This is a genomic window from Agrococcus jenensis (assembly GCF_003752465.1).
In the GTDB taxonomy this organism is placed as follows: domain Bacteria; phylum Actinomycetota; class Actinomycetes; order Actinomycetales; family Microbacteriaceae; genus Agrococcus; species Agrococcus jenensis.
Genome location: NZ_RKHJ01000001.1, coordinates 1,073,674 through 1,096,816 on the forward strand (window position 1 = coordinate 1,073,674; position 23,143 = coordinate 1,096,816).

A 23,143-nucleotide genomic window follows, 5' to 3' on the forward strand; every position below is an offset into this window, starting at 1 on the left:
GGCGGCTAGCCTGCGTTCCGGGTGATGAGCTTCGAGAGCACGATGGCCGACCTGGTGTGGTCGACGCTCGACGCCGCGCGCACCTTCTCGAGCGCGTCCTCGAGCGCGATCACGTCGCGCGCCCGCATGATCACGAACGCGTCCGCCTCGCCCGTCACCGTCCCCGCCTCGACGATCTCGGGAACGCCCGAGAGGATGCGCTTGAGGTCCTTCGGCGAGACCGTCCCGCGGCAGAACAGCTCGACGTAGGCCTCGGTCGCGAGCCCCTCGACCGCCGGGTCGACCTGCACGGTGAACCCGCGGATGACGCCGTCGGCCACCAGACGGTCGATGCGCCGCTTCACGGCGGAGGCCGAGAGCCCGACCTCGCCGCCGATGTCGGCGTAGCCCGCCCGGGCGTTGAGCCGCAGCTGGTCGATGATGCCGTGGTCGATGCGATCCATGCGCACGAATCTACGACCCGCACGGGTCTGCTCGCAAAGAACCGGCGTCGAAACCGCCGCCCGTGCGTCGATTCCTTGCGAGCATGGAGCCATGCAGCCTGAGACGACCATCATCGCGCGCCCCGAGACCGCAGCCCCGACCACCCGCTCCGCCGTGCACAAGACGGTGCTGATGTGCCGACCGGAGCACTTCACCGTGAGCTACCGCATCAACCCCTGGATGCACCCCGAGATCCCCACGAGCACCTCGACCGCCGTCCGCCAGTGGGAGACGCTCTACGACGCCTACCGCGGCCTCGGCTACGACGTCGAGCTGATCGACCCCATCGAGGGCCTCAACGACATGGTCTACGCCGCGAATGGCGGCTTCACGCTCGACGGCAAGGCCTACGGCGCGAAGTTCACCTACGAGCAGCGCGTGCCGGAGGGCCCCGCCTACATGGCGTGGTTCGCCGCGAACGGCTTCGAGGTGCACGAGCCGCAGCAGATCAACGAGGGCGAGGGCGACTTCCTGCTCTCGAACGGCGCGATCCTCGCCGGCCACGGCTTCCGCACCTCGCTCGAGTCGCACGACGAGCTGCGCGGCATCTTCGGCCGCGAGGTCGTGAGCCTCCGCCTCGTCGACCCGGCGTTCTACCACCTCGACACCGCGATCGCGATCCTCGACGACGAGAACATCGCCTACCTGCCGAAGGCCTTCGACGACGCCAGCCGCGCCGAGCTCGAGCGCCGCTACCCCGACGCCGTGCACGTGAACGAGGAGGACGCCGCCGTGCTGGGCCTCAACTCGTTCGGCGACGGCCGCACGATGCTCATCGCGGGCAGGGCGACCGACTTCGAGCGCCAGCTCACCGAGCGCGGCTACGAGACGATCGGCCTCGACCTCTCCGAGCTGCTGCTCGGCGGCGGCGGCATCAAGTGCTGCACGCTGGAGCTGCGACGATGACCGGCACGACGACCCACGCCGACGCGCTGAGCACCGCGACGCAGGCCGCCATCGCGCAGGTCGAGTCGAGCGCCGCGCACAACTACCACCCGCTGCCGGTCGTGGTCGTCGAGGCGTCCGGCGCCTGGGTGACCGACGTCGACGGAAGCCGCTACCTCGACTGCCTCGCCGCGTACTCGGCGGTCAACTTCGGCCACGGCAACCCGCGCCTGCTGGCGGCGGCGCACGCGCAGCTCGACCGCGTCACGCTCACGAGCCGGGCGTTCCACGCCGCCGCGCTCGGACCGTTCGTCGAGGCGCTCGCGCGGCTCGCCGGCAAGGACATGGTGCTGCCGATGAACACCGGTGCCGAGGCCGTCGAGTCGGGCATCAAGGTGGCTCGCCGCTGGGCCTACGAGGTCAAGGGCGTGCCCGCCGGGCAGGCCGAGATCATCGTGATGGAGGGCAACTTCCACGGCCGCACCACCACGATCGTCTCGTTCTCCGACGACCCGGATGCCACCACCGGCTACGGTCCGTTCACGCCCGGCTTCGTGCGTGTGCCGTTCGGCGACGCAGAGGCGCTCGAGGCCGCGATCACGCCCAACACGGCGGCCGTGCTGCTCGAGCCCATCCAGGGCGAGGCCGGCATCATCGTGCCGCCGGCCGGCTACCTGCAGCGCGTGCGCGAGATCACCGCGCGCGAGCGCGTGCTCTTCATCGCCGACGAGATCCAGTCGGGCCTCGGCCGCACCGGCGCGACGTTCCAGTGCGACAACGAGGGCGTCGTGCCCGACGTCTACCTGCTGGGGAAGGCGCTCGGCGGGGGCGTGGTGCCGGTCTCGGCCGTGGTCGCGGACGCCGACGTGCTCGGCGTCCTCACGCCCGGCTCGCACGGCTCGACCTTCGGCGGCAACCCGCTCGCGGCCGCGGTCGGCCTCGAGGTCGTGCGGATGCTCGCCGAGGGCGACATGCAGGCGCGCGCCCGCGCGCTGGGCGCCAGGCTGCACGCGGGGCTCGGCGAGCTGGTCGGCCACGGCGTCACCGCTGTGCGCGGCGCGGGGCTGTGGGCGGGCATCGACATCGACCCGGCCGTCGGCACGGCGCGCGACGTCTGCATGCGGCTGCTCGAGCGCGGCATCCTCGCGAAGGACACGCACGGCCAGACCGTGCGCCTCGCGCCGCCCATCGTCATCCAGGAGGGCGACCTCGACATGCTCGTCCGGGAGTTCCGGGCGGCCGTCGGGGCGTAGCCCGGGCGTCGGGGACCCCTTCCACCGGACGGGACCCGGTGCACCGGGTCCCCGCTGGCGGCGGGGGTCCCCGAGCTGCTACGGCTCGGGCGTCGCCTGCATCGGGTCGGCCGCGTCCGCCTGCTGCCGCACGTCGGTGCCGTCGGCGAGCACCTCGGAGATCATGCCGAAGACGTTGCCGTCGGGATCGCGCAGGTAGCCGACGCGGCCGACGCCCTGGAGGTCCGCAGGGTGCACGGCCGCTGCGCCGCCGAGCTCGATGCCGCGCGCGAACGACGCGTCGACGTCGTCGACGCTCACGACGATCGTGCTGCCGTTGACGGGCGCGCCCGCCGCGGGTGCCGGACCCTCGCGCTGCGTGAGCCCGCCGTCGATCCCCATGCCGGGCGAGCCCGTGCCGATCGAGCCCTCACCGGTCGCGATCGACCAGTACTGCCACTGCCCGAACCGCTCGAACCGCCACCCCAGCAGCTGGGCGTAGAAGTCGATGAGCCGCTGCGGCTCGCTCGCGTGGATCTCGAAGTGGACGACGAGGCTGCTCATGGCGCGACGCTACGCCCCGGCTCCCAGGGTGGACAGGGGCATGATGGACGGATGCGCACGCACTACCGCTTCGACCACGCGTGGCAGCTCGACGCGGCCCCGGAGGCCGTGCTGGCGCTCCTCGAGGACCTGTCCGGCTACGGCGCGTGGTGGCCCGCGGTGCGGGTGACCGGTGGCTCGCTCACCGCAGGGGCGCGCACGGCCGACCTGGAGGTGCGCGCGCCGCTCGGCTACCGCCTGCGCATCACCCTGGCTGAGGACGCGCACGAGGCAGGGGGCGAGCCGCTGCCGCACGAGCTGCGCGCCGCCATCAGCGGCGACCTCCAGGGCTGGTGCGCGTGGCGCGTCGAGCCCGAGGGGGTCGGCACCCGCGTCGCGTTCGCGCAGGAGGTGCAGGTGCGCCAGCGCGTCCTGCGCGCGCTGAGCCCGCTGCTGCACGGCGCCCTCGCCCGGCAGCACGGCGCCGTCATGCGCTCGGCGGAGGCGGGGATGCGCCGAGCGCTGGGAGCCTGAGTTCGCTTACCGGCGAGACTGGCGTACGCTCGCGGGCGTGGCAGAGAGCATCCTCCTCGGGCACGCCCCCAGGCCGACCGACGGCGCACAGCTGGCGAAGCGCATCCGCACCCTCGTGATCGCGGCGGAGCCCGCGGGCATCGCGTGCACCTCCGTCATCGACGCGGAGCTCGACGGCGCCGACATCGCGCGGCTGCACCTCGACCTCACCGACTTCACCCTCGCCGGCGAGATCGACCGCGACCGCGCCAGGCTGGAGCCGCAGGGTGCACCGGTGTCGAGCGAGCCGGCCGTGCTCCGCAACCTGACCGTCCGGGCGACGCCGATGCGCGTCTCCGGCGCCGAGGTGACGCTCGACGCGCAGCTGCGCGACCTGCCGTTCCGCTGGATCGAGACCGACAACCGCGAGCTCGCCGTCGAGCTGGCGAGGCCCAGCAACGAGCGCCCGCTGCACGGGCACGCGATCGTCTCGGTGCCCAAGCACCAGCTCGGCGCCGCCGTGCTCGGCCTCGCCGAGTCGGCGCTGCTCGACATGGGCGTCACCGTCTCGCGGCTCGACGTCGACGTGGAGTCGACCGGCCCCCACAGCCTCCGGCTCATCGTCGACGGCAAGGTCCGCAAGGGGCTGCTGGGCGCGTCGGTGCACGGCTCGGCGAGCGCGAGCATCGACGACCGGATGGGCGTCACGCTCAGCGACATCAGGCTCGAGAGCGGCAACCCGCTCGTCGCGGCGCTGCTCGCGGCGACGCGCGGCAAGGTCCACGGCTACGAGGGCCGCCGCATCGACCTCGCCGCGGAGCTGCCGGAGGGCATCCGGCTCGCCGACGTGCAGGTGCGCGTCACCGACGACGTGATCCTCGAGGCGCGGCTGGTCTGAGCGCCTCGGCCCCGGCCCTGGGTCAGGCCGAGACCAGCGCCGCCTGCCGCTCGGCGAGCCGCACCCCGGCCGCCTCGAGCCGCCGGGACGACTCGTCGGCGTCGACCCAGTCGAGCGCCGCGAACTCGCCGAGCGGCACGACCGAGTGCACGACCGTGCTCGGGTAGACGTGCACGAGGTTGAACGCGCGCGCGCCGTCGCGGCCGCGCGTGCCGCCGACCGGCACGTTGAGGTCCTGCGTGTAGCACGTGGCCGACGCGACCGACACCGGGATGCCGGCCACCGACGCCGTCGACGAGTAGTGCAGGTGCCCCGCGAGGATCGCGCGCACATCGGTGCCGACGAGCGACGCGGCGAGCGCCGACTGGTCGCGCAGCTCGACGCTCACGGCGAGGTCGAGCACGCTCGGCATCGGCGGGTGGTGCATCGCGAGGATCGTGCCGTGCGGCGCCGGCGTCGCGAGCACACCCCGCAACCACTCGAGCTGCTCGGGGCTCACCTCGCCGTGGTGGCGGCCGGGCACGGTCGAGTCGAGCGTCACGATGCGCAGCCCGTCGAGGTCGACCACGGCGTCGACGGGGGCGTCGGAGGCGGGCTCGTCGAGCAGCTCGCGCCGGAACGCCCCGCGCTCGTCGTGGTTGCCCATGACCCACACGACGCGGGCGCCGAGGTCGTCGGCGACCGGCTCGACGATGGCGCGCAGCCGGCGATAGGCGTCGGGCTCGCCGCGGTCGGCGAGGTCACCGGTGAAGACGATCGCGTCGGGCCGGGCACCCGACGCCTCGAACTCGGCGAAGAGGCGGCGCAGGTGCACCTCGCTCGGGACGCGGTCGTAGAGGCTGCCGCCGCCGGCGAGGAGATGGGTGTCAGAGATGTGGAGCAGGAAGTGGTTCGGCCTCGGGTGCTCGGCCGATCGGATCTGCACGGTGCCCTCCGCTGTCGTCGGGTGCGCTCTGCATCGAGCACTGGTCGAAACCTATTCCAGTCCACCCACGGAAACCGGGTCTGCACACGGCGTGTACGCCAGGTGAACGGCCGATGAGAGGCGGTCGTACCATGGGGAGCGCCCCGGCACGCCGGGCGCACCCGAGAAGGCAGGAGCCGCCCAGCACGTGAAGCACCGCATCCCCGACCCGCATCCCGCTGACGCTGCCGCGTTCGTGCGCCCCACGGACGACGTCGAACCGCAGGTGTCGACCGCGCCGGAGCTCGTGCTGGTGCACGTCGACGGACGGCTCGCGCGGTTCGATCGGGACGACGTCGTGGTGCGCAAGGGGCTGTACGCGCTCGCGGACGGCCACATGACGCCGCACGAGTCGATGGTCGAGGACCTGCTCGCGATCGGCGCGGCGCTCGACGAGGCCGGCATCCCGTGCCTGCTCGTGCGCGACGACGACGGCCGGCCGATCATCGCGGTCGACCGCGCCCGCCGCAAGGCGCTCGCCGCGGCGCTCGCCGAGGCGTTCGCGGGCGAGCCGTTCTACGCCGAGGCGATCGCGCCCAAGAAGGCGGGCCGCGGCCCGGTGCTGCTCGCCGACGGCCGCCTCGCCGGCCACCCGAAGGCATCCGCCATGCGCGTCTACCGGCCGAGGGTCGAGCCCGCGGGACGGCTGCGCTACGGCCGCGAGACCGCGGTGCAGCTCGAGCTCTGGCGCTTCGGCGAGGAGTCGCTCACCGCGCCGCTGCCCAACGCCCTCATGCGCGCGACGATGCCGCGCCACGAGGCGGTCGTCGACACGGTGCAGCGCTACGGCCGCGAGTGGCAGACGATCCAGGACATGTGGGAGCCGCTCGCGAGCGACGTGTCGTTCGACATCGACATGGTGTTCTCGTGGGTCGACGGCTCGAGCGACGACTTCCAGCGCGAGCGCGCGAAGCGGATGCAGGCGTACGTCGTCGGCGAGGGCGACGACTCCGAGGCCCGCTACCGGCAGATCGACGAGCTCAAGTACGCGCTGCGGTCCGTGCACATGCACGCTCCCTGGGTGCGCCGGATCTTCATCGCCACCGACTCGCCCGCGCCCGCCTGGCTCGCCGACCACCCGAGGGTCACGATCGTGCCCGCAGAGGCGATGTTCGCCGACCCCTCGGTGCTGCCCACGCACAACTCGCACGCGGTCGAGGCGCAGCTGCACCGCATCGAGGGGCTCAGCGAGCACTTCCTCTACTCGAACGACGACATGTTCTTCGGCCGGGCGCTCAAGCCCGACATCTTCTTCTCGCCCGGTGGCGTCACGAAGTTCGTCGAGGCGACCACGCGCATCGGGCTCGGCGACACGACGCCCGACCGCTCCGGCCACGACAACGCCGCGCGCACGAACCGGCAGGTGCTGCGCCGCCGCTTCGGCGCCATCACCACCCGCCACCTCGAGCACTGCGCGGCGCCGCTCACGCGCGGCGTGATGGCCGAGATGGAGCGGGAGTTCCCGGAGGAGTTCCGCCGCACGGCCGCGGCGCGCTTCCGCTCGGCGACCGACATCTCGGTGACGAACTCGCTCTACCACTACTACGCGCTCATGACCGGGCGAGCGGTCCAGCAGACCGGCGCGAAGGTGCAGTACATCGAGACGACCCTGCGCAAGGCGCTGCCGGCGATGCAGCGGCTGCTGCGGAAGCGCGACCAGGACATGTTCTGCCTCAACGACGGCTCGTTCCCCGAGATCTCCGTCGAGGAGCGCACCGCCGCGGTGCGCGCGTTCCTCGAGGCGTACTTCCCGATCGCCGCTCCCTGGGAGCGCGATGCACGCGGCAGCGCCGATGCGGCGCGCGGCGGCTTCGGCGTGCTCGGCTCGGCCTAGCCCAGCAGCGCGTCGACCTCGGCTGCCGTCGGCACGCTGGACGAGGAGCCGCGGCGCGTGACCGCGATCGCGCCGGCCGCCGCGGCGCGGCGGATCGCCTGCTCGAGCGGCAGGCCGGCGGCGATGGCCGCGGCGAGCGCACCCGCGTAGGCGTCGCCCGCGGCGGTCGTGTCGACCACCTCGACCGGGATCGACGGGTGGTCGGTCGCGCCCTCCGCCGTGATGAGCACGCTGCCCGCACCGCCCATCGTGATGAGCGCGGCACCCGCGCCCCGCTCGAGGAACCAGCGCCCCGCCGCGATCGCGCCCTCGCGCGAGTCGACCCGGATGCCGGTGAGCAGGCTCGCCTCCGACTCGTTCGGCTTCACGATGTCGACGAGCGGCCAGATGGCCGGATCGAGCGGCGCTGCCGGCGCGGGGTCGAGGATCACGGTCATCCCCGCCTCGCGCGCGAGCCGCGCTGCCGCGAGGGTGATGGCGAAGGGCGTCTCGAGCTGGGTGAGCAGCACGCGCGCGCTGCCTGCGAGGGCCGAGAATGCGTGCTCGAGCTGCGCTGCGTCGAGCGAGGCGTTCGCCTGCGGCACCACGACGATGTCGTTGTCGCCGTCGTCGGCGACGCGGATGTGCGCGATGCCGGTCTGGCCAGGCACGGTGCGGACGTGCTGGAGGTCGACACCGGCGGTGCCGAGGCTCTCGGTGACGAGCCGGCCGAACACGTCGTCGCCGACGCATCCGACCATGTGCGCCGTCGCGCCGGCCCGTGCCACGGCGACCGCCTGGTTGGCGCCCTTGCCGCCGAGCTGCAGCTCGAACGCGTCGCCGGTGATGGTCTCGCCGCGCTCGGGCACGCGGGCCGAGAAGGTCGTCAGGTCGACGTTGATCGAGCCGACGATGAGGACGCCGCTGGTCTCAGGCATGGCTCGAGGCTAGCGGCAGCCGCCGCCCCGACCGGCGCGAGAGTCGCGCGGGACGGCTCCCACAGCGCACAATGTCTACGGTTGACAGAAGGAGGGCGCGATGTCGTCAGTGCAGGTGCAGCGGTCGAGGAGCCTCGGGCGCCAGGTCGCGGACGTGCTGCGGCAGCGGATCGTCCGCGGTGAGATCCTGCCGGGCTCGCGCCTCGTGGAGGAGGCCGTCGCCGAGGAGTTCGCCGTCAGCCGCGGCCCGGTGCGCGACGCCTTCACGCAGCTGAGCTTCGAGCGGCTCGTCGAGGTGCGCAAGCCCGCGGGCGTCTTCGTGATCGGCCTCACGCTCGACGATGTCGAGCAGCTCTACAGCCTGCGCGGCGCGCTCGAGGCGCTCGCGCTGCGGCGCGCGATGCGGGTCGAGGACGAGGAGCGCTGGCGCGAGTCCGAAGGCTCTGTCGAGGCGATGCTCGAGAGCGCCCGCCGGCAGGACGCCGAGGCGTTCCTCGCGGCCGACCTCGTCTTCCACTCGCGCATCTACGACCTCGCCGAGCACCCCCGGCTGCTGGGCGCGTGGGAGCAGTACAAGCCGACCTTCGAGGCGCTCCTCGACGTGACCATCCACCAGGACCGCGACCTCACGGATGCGGCGGAGGACCACGCGCGGCTGCTGCAGACGATGCGGTCGGGCGACGAGGAGGCCGCCTCGGCAGCGCTCGCGCGGCACCTCGAGGGGTCGCACGCGCGCATGCGCGCTGCCATCGAGGCTCGCTGACAACGGCGGGCGGTCACCCGCCTGCACCGGGGCCGCGCCTGGCCGCGGCGGCGTCCGGCACGCTTGCCGGCGTCGCCCGCGCCCGCCCGCCGGCAAGACGCCGACGACGGCATCCAGCACAACAGTTGACTGTAAACAGTGAACGGGGCTAGTGTCGGGCCATCGGCACCCGCCGACCCACTCGATGACGAGGAGGAGCAACGATGCCCCGTCCCCACGCCCCCCGCCCGATCGCCGCACTCGCAGCGATCGGCATCGGCGCCGCCGCACTGGTCGGCTGCTCCGCGAGCACCCCGAGCACCGACGGGAGCGCGGCTCCCGAGGAGTCCGCGGCCTCCACGTTCCCCGAGGGCGACATCCGCCTGATCATCCAGGCCAACCCCGGTGGCGGCTCCGACCTGTCGTCCCGCGCGCTCGCCGCGGAGCTCGAGCAGATCCTCGGCGTCTCGGTGATCGCCGAGAACATGCCCGGCGCTTCCGGCGCGCTCGCGATGGAGTACGTCGCGTCGCAGCCCGCCGACGGCACCGTCATCGGCTTCGGACCGGTCGAGATCGCGATGCTCAACACGACGCAGGGCGCCGACGTGCTGCCCGAGAACTACGACTTCCTGGGGCAGATCATGCTCGCCCCCGGCGTCATCTCGGTCGCCGCCGACAGCGACATCCAGACGCTCGAGGACCTCGTCGCCCGCTCGGAGGAGGCGCCGCTCACGGTCGCCAACTCCGGCGCAGGCTCGATCTGGGAGGCCGCCACGCTGGGCCTCGGCGACGTCACCGGCGCGCAGCTGACCCCCGTGCCCTACGACGGCGGCGCGACCGCCGTCTCCGCCGCGGCATCCGGCGAGGCCGACGCGGCCGTCTCTGGCCTCGGCGAGGCGCTCGCCCAAGAGGGCGCCGTCCGCGTGCTCGCCGTCATGCACGGCGAGCGCCACCCGAAGGCACCCGACGTCGAGACCGTCGAGGAGGCGCTCGGCGAGGACGTCGCGTTCGGCGGCTGGGGCGGCATCTACGCGCCGGCCGGTCTTCCGGAGGACGTGCACGCCACGCTCGAGGACGCGATCGCGCAGGCCGTCGAGAGCGAGAGCTACCAGCAGTTCCAGGACAACTCGGGCAACCTCGTCGTCTACCGGGACTCCGAGGAGTTCACGACGTTCGTCGAGGACCAGTTCGGCATCTTCCAGGACCTCCTGGGCTGACGCCTCGGGGCGGCCGGGCCGAGCCCGGCCGCCCCATCCCCGTCGCGCGGGCTCCAGCCCGCCGGCCCGCGCTGCCGACCCGGCAGCCCCCTTCCGCGCGACTGCTGAGGAGTCGACGATGACGGACGCCGCACCCGCACCCGCACCCGCGCGTCGCTGGACGCGCGACACCGCGATGGAGCTGGTGGTGTCGCTCGCGCTCCTCGCGCTCGCGATCGCCTACCTCGTGCTCTCCTCGCAGATCGAGCTGCGCCGCGAGGCGGCGCCGGGCCAGATGGACGCCCGGGCGTGGCCCGTGTTCCTCGGGGTCGCCGCCGTCGTGACCGCCGGCCCGCTCGTGCTGCGCACGATGCTGCGCGGCGCCGATCCGCGCGACGAGATCGAGACGGCCCAGCCGGGCGGCCTCCTCCGCGTCGGCGGCACCATGGCGATCGCGCTCGCCTACCTCGCGCTCTGGGCCGTGAACGACCTCGTGCTGCCCGGCATCAAGATCCCCGTGTTCCCGATCGCGACCGCGCTCGCGGTCGCTGCCCTGCTGCTGCTCTACGGCCACCGCGGCTGGAAGGGCCTCGTCATCTACCCGATCGCGCTCGCAGCCCTCAACTGGGTGCTGTTCGCGATGCTGCTGAGGATCCCCCTGTGAACGCCTTCGTCGACGGCATCTCGGCCCTGCTCGAGATCAACGTCATCATCGCCCTCGTCGTGGGCATGGTCCTCGGCATGCTCGTCGGAGCCTTCCCCGGCCTCACCGCGACCATGGTCGTCGCGCTCGCCGCCGGCTTCACCATGACCATGGAGCCCGTGCAGGGCCTCGCGGTGCTGCTGTCCATCTACGTCGCCGCCAACTTCGGCGACCGCGTGCCGTCCATCCTCGTGAACACGCCGGGCACACCGGCGTCGATCGCGACGACGCTCGACGGCTACCCGATGGCGAAGCAGGGCAAGGCGGGCCTCGCGCTCACCGTCTCCGCGCTCGTCTCGGCCGTCGGCATCCTCGCGTCGATCATCCTGTTCTGCGCCGCCGCCGTGCCGATCGCCTCGTTCGCGCGGTCGTCGTTCAAGAGCCCGGAGCTCTTCGCGCTCGTCGTCTTCGGCATCGCCGTGATGATCGGCATCTCGTCGAAGTCGATGATCAAGGGCATCCTCGGCGGCCTCATCGGCCTCATGCTCGGCACCGTCGGCGCCTACTCGGCCACGGCCGACCAGCGCTTCACCTTCGGCGTGCTCGAGCTGCAGGAGGGCCTCAACTTCATCGCCGTCATCATCGGCCTCTTCGGCATCGCCGAGCTCTTCGACCAGCTGCTCACCCACACGAAGTCGTCGGTGCGGCCCATCTCGAGCCTCGGCCGGTGGTGGCCGAACCGCTCGGAGCTGCGCCAGACCGGCCGTGCGGTGGCCGTCGGCGGCGGCGTCGGGCTCGGCGTCGGCCTCATCCCCGCCGCGGGCGGCGACATCGCCGGGCTCATCGGCTGGGAGCGCGCCCGCCGCGTCTCGAAGACGCCCGAGCGCTTCGGCAAGGGCTCGCTCGAGGGACTCGCCGCGGCCGACACGGCCTCGAGCGCGACGCTCGGCGGGTCGCTCACGACGACCATGGCGCTCGGCGTCCCGGGCGACTCGGTCATGGCGGTGATGATCGGCTCGATGATCATCTGGGGCATCGCCCCGGGTCCGAGCCTCTTCACGAACCACCCCGACCTCGTCGTCTCGATCGCCGGCATCATGCTGCTCGCGACCCTGCTGTCGCTCGGCCTCAGCCTCGTGCGCATGAAGGGCATGGTGCGCCTGCTCGACGTGCCGCAGCCGTACCTGTGGAGCGGCATCCTCATCTTCTGCATCGTCGGCACCTACGCGACGACGAACAGCCTCTCGACGGTGCTCACGATGCTCGTGTTCGGCGTGGTCGGCCTGGTCTTCAAGCGCATCGAGATGCCCGCCGGCCCGGTCGTGCTCGGCCTCCTGCTCGGGCCGCTCGCGGAGGAGAACCTCGCCCGCACGCTCGCGATCCTGCCGACGCGCCCCTTCCTCGAGGTCGTGAGCCCCATCGCGCTCGTGCTGCTCGCGCTCGCGGTGCTCTCCGTCGTCGTGCCGGCCATCCGGTCGGCGATGCGGTCGCGCCGCGATCGGGGCTCGCTCGCCGAGCGCCTCCGCGAGGAGGCGGAGGCCGAGGCCGCCGAGTACCAGACCGACCAGGCCGGCCAGACCGACCAGACCGACCACACCGATCCTGCCGGCGCGAGCGCGCCCGGCGCCGACACCCGACGGAGCTGACGTGCCCCACGACATCCTGACCGCAGTCCCCACCTCGTTCCTGCCCGGCGGTGAGCTCGACGCCGAGGGCAGCCGCGCGATCCTCGAGCACGTCGGCCGCTCCGGCAATGAGGGCGCCTTCGTGCTCGGCACGACCGGCGAGTTCCCCGTCATCGAGGAGGACGAGTTCACGACGCTCACGCGCCTCGCGATCGACACGCTCGGCGGCACCATGCGCGTGGTCGTGCACATCGGCCACCCGAGCGCGTACGGCGCCCTGCGCCGCCTCGCGATCGCCCGCGCCGCCGGCGCCACCGAGGTCGCCGCGATCACGCCCTACTACCTGCCCGTGAGCGACGAGGCGATCCTCGACTACTTCGCGCAGCTGTCGGCCGCATCCGACGGCATCGCGCTCTGGGTCTACGTCTACCCCGCGCGCAGCGGCAACCACGTCTCGCCCGCGCTGCTCGCGCGGCTCGCGACGCTGCCGAACGTGGTGGGCGCGAAGGTGAGCGAGCTCTCGCTCGACGAGATCCAGGCCTACCGCGATGCGGTGCCGGAGTCCTTCGTGCTCTACACCGGCGCCGACCGCGACCTCGTCGCCGCCGCCGGCTCCGGCGCGCAGGGCGTCGTCTCGGGCGTGAGCTCGGTGCTGCCGCGGCCGTTCCGCGCGCTCGCCGGCGCCGCCGCGAGCGGTGACGCGGCCGCGATCGACCGCGCCCAGCACGACGTCGACGACGTCGTCGCCATCATCGGCGGCGACATGGCGCGCATGAAGGAGGCGCTGCGCATCCTCGGCGTCGCCGACGGCACCTGCCGCATGATGCTCGACGCACCGGACGAGGCCGCCATCGCCGAGATCCACCGCGTCGTCGCCGCGTACCGCTGACATCAGGCGGCGCGAGCGCGCCGCGAGGAAGGACACCGTGACCACCTACACGTTCCCCGAGCGGCGCGTCGCCGCCGAGGCTGCCCCCCGCACCGTCTACGCGGTCGCCTCCGGCGATCTGCGGCTCGCCGCGAACACCACCTGCTGGCCCGCCCAGCAGGCGTTCGAGGCGCAGGTCGGCGCGGCGCTCGAGTCGCACGGGTGGGCCATGCAGCGCGCCCACGAGGTCGACCCCGAGACCGGGCACGGCTTCATCGACTCGCAGGCGAAGGGCATCCGCGTCTTCCGCGACGTGCCGAAGGATGCGCCGGTCGTCGTCGTCGACGCCGTCTGGCAGTACAGCCACCACGTGCTCGCGGGCCTCCGCGCCCACCGCGGCCCGATCCTCATCGTCGCCAACTGGTCCGGGCAGTTCCCGGGCCTCGTCGGGCTGCTCAACCTCACCGCGAGCCTGACGAAGGCCGAGATCGCGCATTCGATCCTGTGGAGCGAGGACTTCACCGACGCGTGGGCGCGCACGAAGCTGGCGGAGTGGCTCGAGACCGGCACGATCGCTCACGCGACCGAGCACGTGCGCGACCTCCCGGCGCTGCCGGAGAGCGAGGAGGCCCGCCTGGGCACCGAGCTCGCGGCACAGCTGCGGGACGACCACGCGGTCATCGGCGTCTTCGACGAGGGCTGCATGGGCATGTACAACGCGATCATCGACGACGAGATGCTCAACCCGACCGGCATCTACAAGGAGCGCCTCTCGCAGAGCGCGCTACTGGCCGAGATGGACCGCGTGCCGGACGCCGAGGCGGAGGGCGCGCTGCGGTGGCTCGAGGACGCCGGGCTGACGTTCCACTGGGGCGAGGACGACGCGACCGAGCTGACGCGGGAGCAGGTGCTGAGCCAGATGCGCATGTACATCGCGGCGCTCCGCATCGGCGACGACTACGGCGTCGACGCGATCGGCATCCAGTACCAGCAGGGCCTCAAGGACCAGTGCGCCGCGTCCGACCTCGCCGAGGGGCTGCTCAACAACGTCGAGCGCCCGCCGGTGCGCTCGCGCGACGGCGAGCGGGAGCTGTGGGCCGGCGCGCCGCTGCCGCACTTCAACGAGGTCGACGAGGGCGTCGCGGTCGACGCGCTCGTGACGAACCGGGTGTGGACCGCGATGGGCTTCGACCCCGCGACGACGCTGCACGACATCCGCTGGGGCGAGGACTACGACGGCGAGTTCGTCTGGGTGTTCGAGATCTCGGGCTCGGTGCCCGCGAGCCACAACGGCGGCTACGACCGCTCGTACTCGATGCGCCAGGTGCCGATGTTCTTCCCGAAGGGCGGCGGCACGCTCTCGGGCGTCTCGAAGCCGGGCGAGATCGTCTGGTCGCGCGTGTTCGTCATGGACGGCGCGCTGCACGTCGACATCGGCAGGGCGCACGTCGTCGCGCTGCCCGAGGAGGAGACGCAGCGCCGCCTCGAGTCGACCGACCGCCAGTGGCCGATCATGCACGCCGTGCTGCACGGCGTGAGCCGCGACCAGCTGATGGCGCGCCACAAGTCGAACCACATCCAGGTCGCCTACGCGCCCGACGCGGACGCCGCCGACCGGGCGCTCACCGCGAAGGCGGCGATGTTCGCCGGCATGGGCATCCGCGTGCACCTCTGCGGCGACGTCGCCCTCTGACCCGCACGGCGAAGGGCCCGGCGCAGCGCTGCTGCGGCGGGCCCTTCGTGGCGGACGGCGTCAGACGGCCGTGTAGCCGCCGTCGACGAGGTGGTAGCTGCCGGTGATGAAGCTCGCGTCCTCGGAGAGCAGGAAGGCGGTGAGCGCGGCGACCTCGTCGGGCGTGCCGAGGCGGCCGAGCGCGTGCTTCGCGGCCATCCCGTCGCGCGCGGCCTGGTCGAGGTTCTGCTCGAGCAGCGGCGTGAGGATGTAGCCGGGGCCGACGGCGTTGATGCGCAGGCCCTCAGGGCCGTACTCGACGGCCGCGTTCTTCGTCAGCCCGACGACCGCGTGCTTCGTGGCCGTGTAGGCGCTGCTCATGGGTGCCGCGACCGAGCCGTGGATCGACGCCATGTTGACGATCGCGGACTGCTGCGGGTGCTCGAGCATCGCCGGGATCTGCGCGCGCATGCCGTGGAGCACGCCCGTGAGGTTGACGTCGACGACCTTCTGCCACGCCTCCGGCGCGATGTCGGCCGTGCGCGCCGGAGCGCCGCCGATGCCGGCGTTGTTGACCGCGAGGTGGAGGCCGCCGTAGGTCTCGACCGCGGTGCGGACGACGCGCTCGGCGTCCTCCGCGGAGGCCACGTCCTGCTGCACGGCGGTCGCCGTGCCCCCCGCGGCGACGATCTCGTCGACGACCCGCTGCGCCGCGTCGACGGCGATGTCGGTCACCACGACCTGCGCACCCTCGCTCGCGAGCCGCTTGCTCACCGCCTCGCCGATGCCCGAGCCGCCGCCCGTCACGAGTGCCACCTTGCCGTCGAACCGTGCCATCGTCCTGCTCCTTCGTCTCGAGCGCCCCGCGTGGGCGCACCATGAGATGCAACGCCCGGGCGCGCGAAGGCTTCCGGATGCTCGCCGACGGCCGAACCCGGGCGCGTCACCGCGAGCGGCAGCGCCGGCTCAGGCGCGGTGCCGGGGGCGGTACTCCCGCAGCTCGTGGGTCGCGCGGACGAGTGCGCGCAGCTCCTCGAGCGACTCCGGCGCCGCGCCGAGCGCGCGCGCCTGCACGAGCACGTTCCCGATCGCGGTCGCCTCGACCGGGCCGGCCACGACGGTCAGGCCGGTGCGGTCGGCCGTGAGCTGGCACAGCAGCGCGTTGCGCGCGCCGCCGCCGACCACGTGCACGCGCTCGATCGCCTGGCCGCTGATGCGCGCGGCATCCCGCAGCGTGACGGCGTAGCCCTCCGCGAGCGACTCCAGGATGCAGCGCACGACCTCCGCGCGGCCGCGGGGCGGGCGCTGCCCGCGCTCCTCGAACCAGGCGCGGATGCGCTCGGGCATGTCGCCGGGCGGGTAGAAGACGGCGTCGGTGGGGTCGAAGACCGGCACGGCCCAGTCGACCGCGGCGGCGGCCTCGAGCAGCTCCGGCAGCCCGAGCCGCTCGCCCGCCGCCTGCCACGTGCGCACGGCCTCGCTCAGGATCCACAGCCCCATGACGTTCTTGAGGAACCGCGTGCGGCCGTCGACGCCGCCCTCGTTCGTGAACGAGGCGTCGAGCGCCTCCGCGGTCGCGATGGGCGCCGGCGTCTCGATGCCGACGAGCGACCAGGTGCCGCTCGAGATGTAGGCGCCGCCCGGCTCCATCGGCACCGCGACCACGGCGGATGCGGTGTCGTGCGACCCGATCGCGAGCACGTCGGGCGCGCCCTCGATGCCGAAGTGCGCCCGCGTGACCGCGTTGATGGGCGCGAGCCGCGTGCCGGGCTCGACGACCTCCGAGAGCAGCGTCGGGTCGATGCCCAGCATGCCCATGAGCTCGGTGTCCCAGGCGCCGTCGAGGCGCATGAGCCCCGTCGTCGACGCGTTCGTGCGCTCCGTGACCATCCGCCCGGTCATCCAGTAGCCGAAGAGGTCGGGCAGCATGAGCAGCCGGTCCGCCGCCTCGAGGAGGCCGCGCTCGCGGTCGACCATGAGCTGGTTGATCGTGGTGAACGGCATCCGCTGCAGCCCGCAGCGCGCGTAGAGCTCCGGCTGCGCGATGACCGCGTCGACGAGCTCGAGCCCGTGCGCCGTGCGGTCGTCGCGGTACGAGAAGGGGATGCCGAGCAGGCTGCCGCGCCGCAGCAGGCCGTAGTCGACCGCCCACGAGTCGACCGCGACCGACGCGAGCGACGCATCCCGCGACGCGGTCGCGACGCCCTGCAGCGCCGCGTCGTAGAGCGCCAGCACGCTCCAGTGCAGGCCGTCGCCGATCTTCACCGGCCGGTTCTCGAAGCGCGCGACCTCGTCGAGCCGGAGCGTGCTCGGCCCGACCTCTGCCTTCACGACCCGGCCGCTCGTCGCGCCGAGGTCGATCGCGGCGACGGTCGCCGTCATCGCAGGAACGCGGCCGCGACGCCCGAGTCGACCGGCACGTGCAGCCCGGTCGTGTGGCTGAGGTCGGGACCGGTGAGCACGGCGACCGCGTTGGCCACGTGCTCAGGGAGCACCTCGAGGCCCAGCAGGGTGCGGCCCGCGTAGTACTTGCCGAGCTCCTCCTCCTTCACCCCGTAGACCTCCGCGCGCGACGCGCCCCAGCCGCCGGCGAAGATGCCGGAGCCGCGCACGACGCCGTCCGGGTTGATGCCGTTCACGCGCACGCCGTGCTGGCCGAGCTCCGCGGCGAGCAGTCGCACCTGGTGCGCCTGGTCGGCCTTCGTCGCCGAGTAGGCGATGTTGTTCGGGCCGGCGAAGACGGCGTTCTTCGACGAGATGTAGACGATGTCGCCGCCCATGCCCTGGTCGATGAGCGCCCGCGCGGCGGCGCGCGAGACGAGGAACGAGCCCTTCGACATCACGTCGTGCTGCAGGTCCCAGTCGGCCTCGGTGGTCTCGAGCAGCGATCGCGAGAGCGAGAGGCCGGCGTTGTTCACGACGAGGTCGACGCCGCCGAACGCGAGCACCGTCGCGTCGACCGCCGCCTGCACCTCCTCGGCCCTCGTCACGTCGCACCGCACGCCGATCGCGACGTCGGTCGAGCCGAGCTCGGCCGCGGCGGCCCGCGCCTTCTCGAGGTCGAGGTCGGCGATCACGACGCACGCGCCGTCGGCCGCGAGCCGGGTGGCGATCGCCTTGCCGATGCCGGATGCGGCACCCGTGACGAGCGCGACGCGGCCGGCGTGCGAGCGCGGCTTCGGCATCCGCTGCAGCTTCGCCTCCTCGAGCGCCCAGTACTCGATGCGGAACTTCTCCTCGTCGGAGATGGGCTGGTAGCGCGAGAGCGCCTCGGCGCCGCGCATCGCGTTGATCGCGTTGATCGCGAACTCGCCGGCGACCCGGGCGGTCTGCGCGTCCTTGCCGAACGAGAACATGCCGATGCCCGGCACGAGCACGATCGCCGGATCGGCACCGCGGATCGCGGGGGAGTCGGCGGTGGCGTGGCGCTCGTAGTAGGCGGTGTAGTCGGCGCGGTAGGCCTCGTGCAGCGCGACGAGCCGGGCGCGCACCTCGTCGATGGGCGCGTCGGCGGGCAGGTCGAGCACCATCGGCTTGACCTTCGTGCGCAGGAAGTGATCCGGGCACGACGAGCCCAGGGCGGCGAGCCGCGGGTGCTCGCTGCGCGAGAGGAAGTCGAGCACGACCTCGTCGTCGGTGAAGCGGCCGACCATCGGGCGGTCGGTCGACGCGAGCCCGCGCAGCTGCGCGGCGAGCTCGGCCGCGCGAGCGCGCCGGGCCTGGGGCTCGAGCGGGCCGAAGCCCTCGAGCGGCGCACCGAGCGGCTCGGGCTTGCCGTGCTCTGAGATGTACGCCTCCGCGGTGCGGATGATCCGCAGCGAGCGCTCCTCGCACTCGTCGCTCGTGGCGCCCCACGCCGTGATGCCGTGGCCGCCGAGGATGCAGCCGATCGCCTCGGGGTGCGCGTGCTGGATCTCGCGGATGTCGAGGCCGAGCTGGAAGCCCGGGCGGCGCCACGGCACCCACACGACGCCGTCGCCGAAGATCTGCCGCGTGAGCGCCTCGCCGTCGGCGGCGGTCGCGATGGCGATGCCGGCGTCCGGGTGCAGGTGGTCGACGTGCGGCTGCTCGACGAGCGCGTGCATCGCGGTGTCGATCGAGGGTGCCGCGCCGCCCTTGCCGTGCAGGCAGTAGTCGAATGCGGCGACCATCTCGTCCTCGCGCTCGATGCCGGGGTAGACGGCCTCGAGCCCGCGCACGCGGTCGAGCCGCAGGGCGGCGAGGCCGGCGGGCGTGAGCGTGCCGAGGTCACCGCCGGAGCCCTTCACCCAGACGAGCTCGACGTCCTGGCCGCTCGCGGGGTCGGTGGCGACGCCCTTCGCGGAGGTGTTGCCGCCCGCGTAGTTGGTGTTGCGCGGGTCGGCGCCCAGCCGGTTGCTCCGCGCGATGAGGTCGTTGACTGCCTGGTCCATGTCGTCTCCGTCGTCGATCCGGGCGCTCATGCGCCCCAGCCGGCCTGCGTGCCGCCGACGCGCTCGGCGGCGATGCGGTCGAGGTAGCCGGAGTCGAGGAACGCGCGCATCGGGTTCTCGGGCAGCCCCTTCGCGGCGCGGTGCTCGGTGAGCAGCGGCCGCACGTCGGTCGCGTAGGCGTCCATCATGATCTCGTTCGCGAGCAGCACGTCGCAGTCGCGGCGGGCGACCGCGAGCGCGTCGGTGTCGAGCGAGAGCGCCTTCGCGATCGCCTCCTGCACGTTGAGCACGCTGCGGATCTGGCCGGGCACCTTCGCCTCGATGTTGTGGCACTGGTCGAGCACGAGCTGCACGTCGGGGTCGCCGTAGCCGCCGCCGGCGATGAGCTCAACGACGATGCGGAAGAGCTGGAACGGGTCGGCCGCGCCGACGATGAGGTCGTCGTCGGCGTAGAAGCGCGAGTTGAAGTCGAAGGCGCCGAGCTTCCCGAGGCGCAGCAGCTGCGCGACGATGAACTCGATGTTCGTGCCGGGCGCGTGGTGGCCGGTGTCGAGCACGACCTTCGCGCGGTCGCCGAGCGCGAGGCAGTGCACGTAGCTCGTCCCCCAGTCGGGGATGTCGGTGTGGTAGAACGCCGGCTCGAAGAACTTGTACTCGAGCACCATGCGGTGCTCCTCGTCGATCTCGGCGTAGATCTGGGCGAGCGACTCGGCGAGCCGGTCCTGGCGCTCGCGGATCGAGTCCTGGCCGGGGTAGTTCGTGCCGTCGGCGAGCCACACCTTCAGGTCGCGCGAGCCGGTGGCGTGCATGACCTCGATGCACTCGAGGTGGTGGTCGACGGCCTTGCGGCGGATGCGCGCGTCGGGGTGGGCGAGCGAGCCGAACTTGAAGTCGTCGTCCTGGAAGGTGTTCGAGTTCACCGTGCCGAGCGCCACGCCGAGGTCTTCGGCGTGCCGGCGCAGCGCATCCCAGTCGTCCACCTTGTCCCACGGGTAGTGCAGCGCGACGGTCGGGGCGAGGCCGGTGTGGCGGTGCACCTCGGCCGCATCGGCGAGCTTCTCGAACGGGTCGCGCGGCGTGCCGGGCGTCGTGAACACGCGGAAGCGCGTGCCCGAGTTGCCGTAGGCCCAGCTGGGGACCTCGATCTGCAGCCGGTCCAGCTGCGCAGGTGTGGGGGTGACGGCCATGTCAGCTCCTAGGGGATGGGTCGAGCGCGGCGAGCTGCGCGTCGAGGTCGAAGGCGAGCGGGATGAGCTCGAAGGATCGGTCGGCGGGTGCGTCGAGGCCCTCGAAGAAGGGCTGCATCTCGGCCTGCCAGCGCGCGTTGATGTCGCGGGCGGCCATGCCGGCGAGCGACGCGTCGAGGTCGCGCGTCGTGAAGGTGCCGATGCACGTGCCGTCGTCGGCGACGAAGATCCGGTAGTCGTGCCAGCCGGTCTCGGCGAGCGCCTGCAGCATCTCGGGCCAGACGGCGGCGTGGCGCTCGCGGTAGGCGGGGACGAGCTCTGGTCGCACGCGGAGGCGGAAGCAGACGGGACGCATGCGGGGGGCGGAGGTCGCGGCGGGCGTGATCGCCATGGTCGCTCCTGTCCTCGTCGACGTCGCGGCGGCCGAGCGGCTGCGCGATGGGGTGCTCGCTGCGAGCCAGCATGCCCGGTGGGGGTTTCGAACGCAAGCCCAAATGTTGCGATTTGGTATCGCTCGCTTGCGAAAGCGGTTTCGGATGCGTACTGTCGCCAACATCACCGACAAGGGAGACGCTGTGGTCAGTCGTGAGGCGAGCATCCTCGATGCGCTCGGAGCCGTGGGCTCCGTGGCCGTCGCCGAGCTCGCTCGCGACCTCGGGGTCTCCGAGGTGACGATCCGCAAGGACCTCGACGCCCTCGAGCGCCGGCAGCTCCTGCGACGCACCCGCGGTGGAGCCGTGCTCCCCGAGCGCGGCGACGAGGGCGCCTTCCGCGACCGCATGCACCGCGAGTCGGCTGCGAAGCTCGCGATCGCGGCCGAGGCGGCGGCACTCGTCGACGACGGCGACGTCATCGCGCTCGACACCTCGAGCACCGCGCACCACCTCGCCCTCGAGCTCGTGCAGCGCCAGGGCCTCGTCGTCGTCACCCAGTCGCTGCCCACCGCGATGGTGCTGCTCGAGCGCTCCGACGCCCGCGTCATCATGCCCGGCGGCACGCTGCGCCGCGAGAGCTCCGGCCTCGTCGGTCCCATCACCGACGCGCTCGTGGGCCGCGGCCGCATCGACAAGGCCTTCGTCGGCGTCGTCGGCCTCTCCCCGGAGCGCGGGCTGCTCGAGCTCGCGACCGACGAGGCCGTCTCGAAGCAGGCGCTCGTCGCCGCGAGCGACGCGGTGCACGGGCTGTTCGACTCGAGCAAGACGCGCGGCTTCGCGCTGCACTCGTTCGCTCGCGCCGACGAGGTGACGAGCCTCATCACGGATGCGGGCGCATCCGACGACTTCGTCGAGGACTGGAGAGCGGTCGGCGTGCCTGTCACGCGCGTTCCCGTCCCCGGCGGCCAGACGACCGGCACGGCGCCGGTCCAGGCGCGGACGGGAAGCACCCGTCGCCCCACCCAGAAGGAGCATCGATGAAGATCTCACGCAAGATCGCGGGAGCACTGGCGCTCTCGGCGGCGGCTGCCGTCGTCCTCGCCGGCTGCACGTCGCGCAACGAGCCCGGCGAGTCCGCCGCACCCGGCGCCTCCGGCGGTACCGAGGGCGCGAGCGCCGAGGGCCTGACCATCGCGTTCGTCCCGAAGCTGCAGGGCATCCCCTACTTCGAGGCCATGAACACCGGTGGCCAGCAGGCCGCGGAGGAGCTCGGCTTCGAGTGGCTCTACCAGGGCCCGACCACCGCCGACGCGGCCGCGCAGGCCGACATCGTGCGCTCGTTCATCCAGCAGGGCGTCGACGTGCTCTTCGTGGCGCCGAACGACCCGAACTCGATGGCACCGCTGCTCGAGGAGGCCCAGGCGGCCGGCATCCACGTCGCCACGACCGACACCGACGCACCCGACTCGGTGCGCGAGGTCTTCGTCAACCAGGCATCGGTCGAGGGCATCGGCCAGGCGCTGACCGACACGCTGCTCGAGGCCATGGGCGGCTCGGGCAAGTACGCGATCGTCTCGTGCGGTGAGACCGCGGCGAACCTGAACGCGTGGATCGAGGTGCAGGAGGAGTACACCGCCTCGGAGTACCCCGACGCCGAGATCGTCGACGTCGTGTACGCCGGCGAGGACCAGGCCATGGCGACGCAGATGGCGACCGACCTCATGAACAGCAACCCGGACCTCACCGGCCTCGTCGGCGAGTGCACCTCGAGCGCACCGGGCGTCGCGCAGGCCGTGCAGGACGCCGGCCGCACGGGCGAGGTCTTCACGGTGGGCCTCGGCACGCCGCAGTCGATGCTGCCCTACCTCGAGTCGGGCGCGTCGAGCGGCTCGATCCTCTGGGACGTCGAGGCGCTGGGCTACCTCACCGGCTGGGCCGGCGTGCAGCTCGCGAACGACGGCGACCTGGGTGACCTGAGCGGCGTCGACAACGAGGCGCTCGCCGAGGCGGAGTACGACGAGGCGTCGGGCGTCCTGCTGCTCGGCCCGCCGACGGTCTTCACCGCCGAGAACGCCGGGGACTACGACTACTAGTCACCGGCTCGGATGACCCAGGGCGCCACGGCCATCGTGGCTCCCGACTGCCGGGGCGCGGC

22 protein-coding genes are annotated in these 23,143 nt (G+C 72.7%); 13 read left to right on the plus strand and 9 right to left on the minus strand.

What is annotated here, in order from left to right; genetic code table 11:
- Positions 1–5 precede the first annotated feature (5 nt).
- Entirely contained in the window at positions 6–443 is a 438-nt protein-coding gene (locus tag EDD26_RS05325) for an Lrp/AsnC family transcriptional regulator (protein ID WP_123696755.1), read from the minus strand.
- A gap of 91 nt (positions 444–534) precedes the next feature.
- On the opposite strand from EDD26_RS05325, the gene ddaH reads away from it, so the two are divergent.
- Together ddaH and rocD are read left to right on the plus strand one after the other, a co-directional pair.
- Positions 535–1,389 carry a dimethylargininase gene (gene ddaH / locus EDD26_RS05330; RefSeq protein WP_123696756.1) on the plus strand — a complete coding sequence of 285 codons (855 nt, stop codon included), beginning with the start codon at positions 535–537 and terminating at the stop codon, positions 1,387–1,389.
- A complete protein-coding gene (gene rocD, locus EDD26_RS05335; protein WP_123696757.1) occupies positions 1,386–2,621 on the plus strand; it encodes an ornithine--oxo-acid transaminase in 1,236 nt (411 codons plus the stop codon). The genes ddaH and rocD overlap by 4 nt, the downstream gene beginning before the upstream one ends.
- Positions 2,622–2,699: 78 nt before the next feature.
- Here the strand turns inward: rocD and EDD26_RS05340 are convergent, their stop codons facing one another.
- Positions 2,700–3,164 (minus strand): VOC family protein, encoded by a 465-nt coding sequence (locus tag EDD26_RS05340; protein ID WP_123696758.1) that lies wholly within the window; start codon positions 3,162–3,164, stop codon positions 2,700–2,702.
- 51 nt (positions 3,165–3,215) lie between these two features.
- Between EDD26_RS05340 and EDD26_RS05345 the strand changes: the two genes are divergently transcribed.
- Together EDD26_RS05345 and EDD26_RS05350 are read left to right on the plus strand one after the other, a co-directional pair.
- Positions 3,216–3,677 carry an SRPBCC family protein gene (locus EDD26_RS05345; protein ID WP_123696759.1) on the plus strand — a complete coding sequence of 154 codons (462 nt, stop codon included), beginning with the start codon at positions 3,216–3,218 and terminating at the stop codon, positions 3,675–3,677.
- 37 nt (positions 3,678–3,714) lie between these two features.
- Complete coding sequence (locus tag EDD26_RS05350; protein ID WP_123696760.1) at positions 3,715–4,554, plus strand: hypothetical protein; 840 nt, start codon at positions 3,715–3,717, stop codon at positions 4,552–4,554.
- A 22-nt stretch (positions 4,555–4,576) separates the two neighbouring features.
- Here EDD26_RS05350 and EDD26_RS05355 read toward each other — a convergent pair whose 3' ends face one another.
- Positions 4,577–5,479: a phosphodiesterase gene (locus EDD26_RS05355; protein WP_123696761.1), complete on the minus strand. Its 903-nt coding sequence runs from the start codon at positions 5,477–5,479 to the stop codon at positions 4,577–4,579.
- 265 nt (positions 5,480–5,744) lie between these two features.
- On the opposite strand from EDD26_RS05355, the gene EDD26_RS05360 reads away from it, so the two are divergent.
- Positions 5,745–7,352 (plus strand): stealth family protein, encoded by a 1,608-nt coding sequence (locus EDD26_RS05360; RefSeq protein WP_245990041.1) that lies wholly within the window; start codon positions 5,745–5,747, stop codon positions 7,350–7,352.
- On the opposite strand, the gene EDD26_RS05365 is transcribed toward EDD26_RS05360, so the two are convergent.
- Positions 7,349–8,269: a ribokinase gene (locus EDD26_RS05365; protein WP_123696762.1), complete on the minus strand. Its 921-nt coding sequence runs from the start codon at positions 8,267–8,269 to the stop codon at positions 7,349–7,351. The genes EDD26_RS05360 and EDD26_RS05365 overlap by 4 nt on opposite strands.
- 100 nt (positions 8,270–8,369) lie before the next feature.
- Between EDD26_RS05365 and EDD26_RS05370 the strand changes: the two genes are divergently transcribed.
- The 6 genes from EDD26_RS05370 to EDD26_RS05395 all read left to right on the plus strand — a co-directional run bounded on the left by EDD26_RS05370 (position 8,370) and on the right by EDD26_RS05395 (position 15,036).
- Positions 8,370–9,032 (plus strand): GntR family transcriptional regulator, encoded by a 663-nt coding sequence (locus tag EDD26_RS05370; RefSeq protein WP_123696763.1) that lies wholly within the window; start codon positions 8,370–8,372, stop codon positions 9,030–9,032.
- A 203-nt stretch (positions 9,033–9,235) separates the two neighbouring features.
- Entirely contained in the window at positions 9,236–10,228 is a 993-nt protein-coding gene (locus EDD26_RS05375) for a tripartite tricarboxylate transporter substrate binding protein (protein ID WP_123696764.1), read from the plus strand.
- A gap of 118 nt (positions 10,229–10,346) precedes the next feature.
- Positions 10,347–10,871, plus strand: a complete 525-nt coding sequence (locus EDD26_RS05380; RefSeq protein WP_123696765.1) for a tripartite tricarboxylate transporter TctB family protein — start codon at positions 10,347–10,349, stop codon at positions 10,869–10,871.
- Positions 10,868–12,496, plus strand: a complete 1,629-nt coding sequence (locus EDD26_RS05385) for a tripartite tricarboxylate transporter permease (RefSeq protein WP_123696766.1) — start codon at positions 10,868–10,870, stop codon at positions 12,494–12,496. Before EDD26_RS05380 ends, EDD26_RS05385 begins: the two co-directional genes overlap by 4 nt.
- Position 12,497: 1 nt before the next feature.
- Positions 12,498–13,364 (plus strand): dihydrodipicolinate synthase family protein, encoded by an 867-nt coding sequence (locus EDD26_RS05390; RefSeq protein WP_123696767.1) that lies wholly within the window; start codon positions 12,498–12,500, stop codon positions 13,362–13,364.
- A gap of 37 nt (positions 13,365–13,401) precedes the next feature.
- The gene (locus tag EDD26_RS05395) at positions 13,402–15,036 is read left to right on the plus strand and encodes a fucose isomerase (RefSeq protein WP_123696768.1); all 1,635 of its coding nucleotides are present in this window, start codon (positions 13,402–13,404) and stop codon (positions 15,034–15,036) included.
- 60 nt (positions 15,037–15,096) lie between these two features.
- Here the strand turns inward: EDD26_RS05395 and EDD26_RS05400 are convergent, their stop codons facing one another.
- The 5 genes from EDD26_RS05400 to EDD26_RS05420 form a co-directional block, all read right to left on the minus strand.
- A complete protein-coding gene (locus tag EDD26_RS05400) occupies positions 15,097–15,852 on the minus strand; it encodes an SDR family NAD(P)-dependent oxidoreductase (protein WP_123696769.1) in 756 nt (251 codons plus the stop codon).
- 129 nt (positions 15,853–15,981) lie between these two features.
- Entirely contained in the window at positions 15,982–17,397 is a 1,416-nt protein-coding gene (locus EDD26_RS05405) for a rhamnulokinase (RefSeq protein ID WP_123696770.1), read from the minus strand.
- On the minus strand, positions 17,394–19,427 hold the full coding sequence (locus EDD26_RS05410; protein WP_123698462.1) for a bifunctional aldolase/short-chain dehydrogenase: 2,034 nt from the start codon (positions 19,425–19,427) through the stop codon (positions 17,394–17,396). Before EDD26_RS05410 ends, EDD26_RS05405 begins: the two co-directional genes overlap by 4 nt.
- A 26-nt stretch (positions 19,428–19,453) precedes the next feature.
- Positions 19,454–20,614 (minus strand): L-rhamnose isomerase, encoded by a 1,161-nt coding sequence (gene rhaI / locus EDD26_RS05415; protein ID WP_123696771.1) that lies wholly within the window; start codon positions 20,612–20,614, stop codon positions 19,454–19,456.
- A 1-nt stretch (position 20,615) separates the two neighbouring features.
- On the minus strand, positions 20,616–21,005 hold the full coding sequence (locus EDD26_RS05420; protein WP_245989771.1) for an L-rhamnose mutarotase: 390 nt from the start codon (positions 21,003–21,005) through the stop codon (positions 20,616–20,618).
- Positions 21,006–21,189: 184 nt separating this feature from the next.
- On the opposite strand from EDD26_RS05420, the gene EDD26_RS05425 reads away from it, so the two are divergent.
- Positions 21,190–22,029 carry a DeoR/GlpR family DNA-binding transcription regulator gene (locus tag EDD26_RS05425; protein WP_170165538.1) on the plus strand — a complete coding sequence of 280 codons (840 nt, stop codon included), beginning with the start codon at positions 21,190–21,192 and terminating at the stop codon, positions 22,027–22,029.
- On the plus strand, positions 22,026–23,081 hold the full coding sequence (locus EDD26_RS05430; protein ID WP_123696773.1) for an autoinducer 2 ABC transporter substrate-binding protein: 1,056 nt from the start codon (positions 22,026–22,028) through the stop codon (positions 23,079–23,081). Before EDD26_RS05425 ends, EDD26_RS05430 begins: the two co-directional genes overlap by 4 nt.
- Positions 23,082–23,143: the final 62 nt, after the last annotated feature.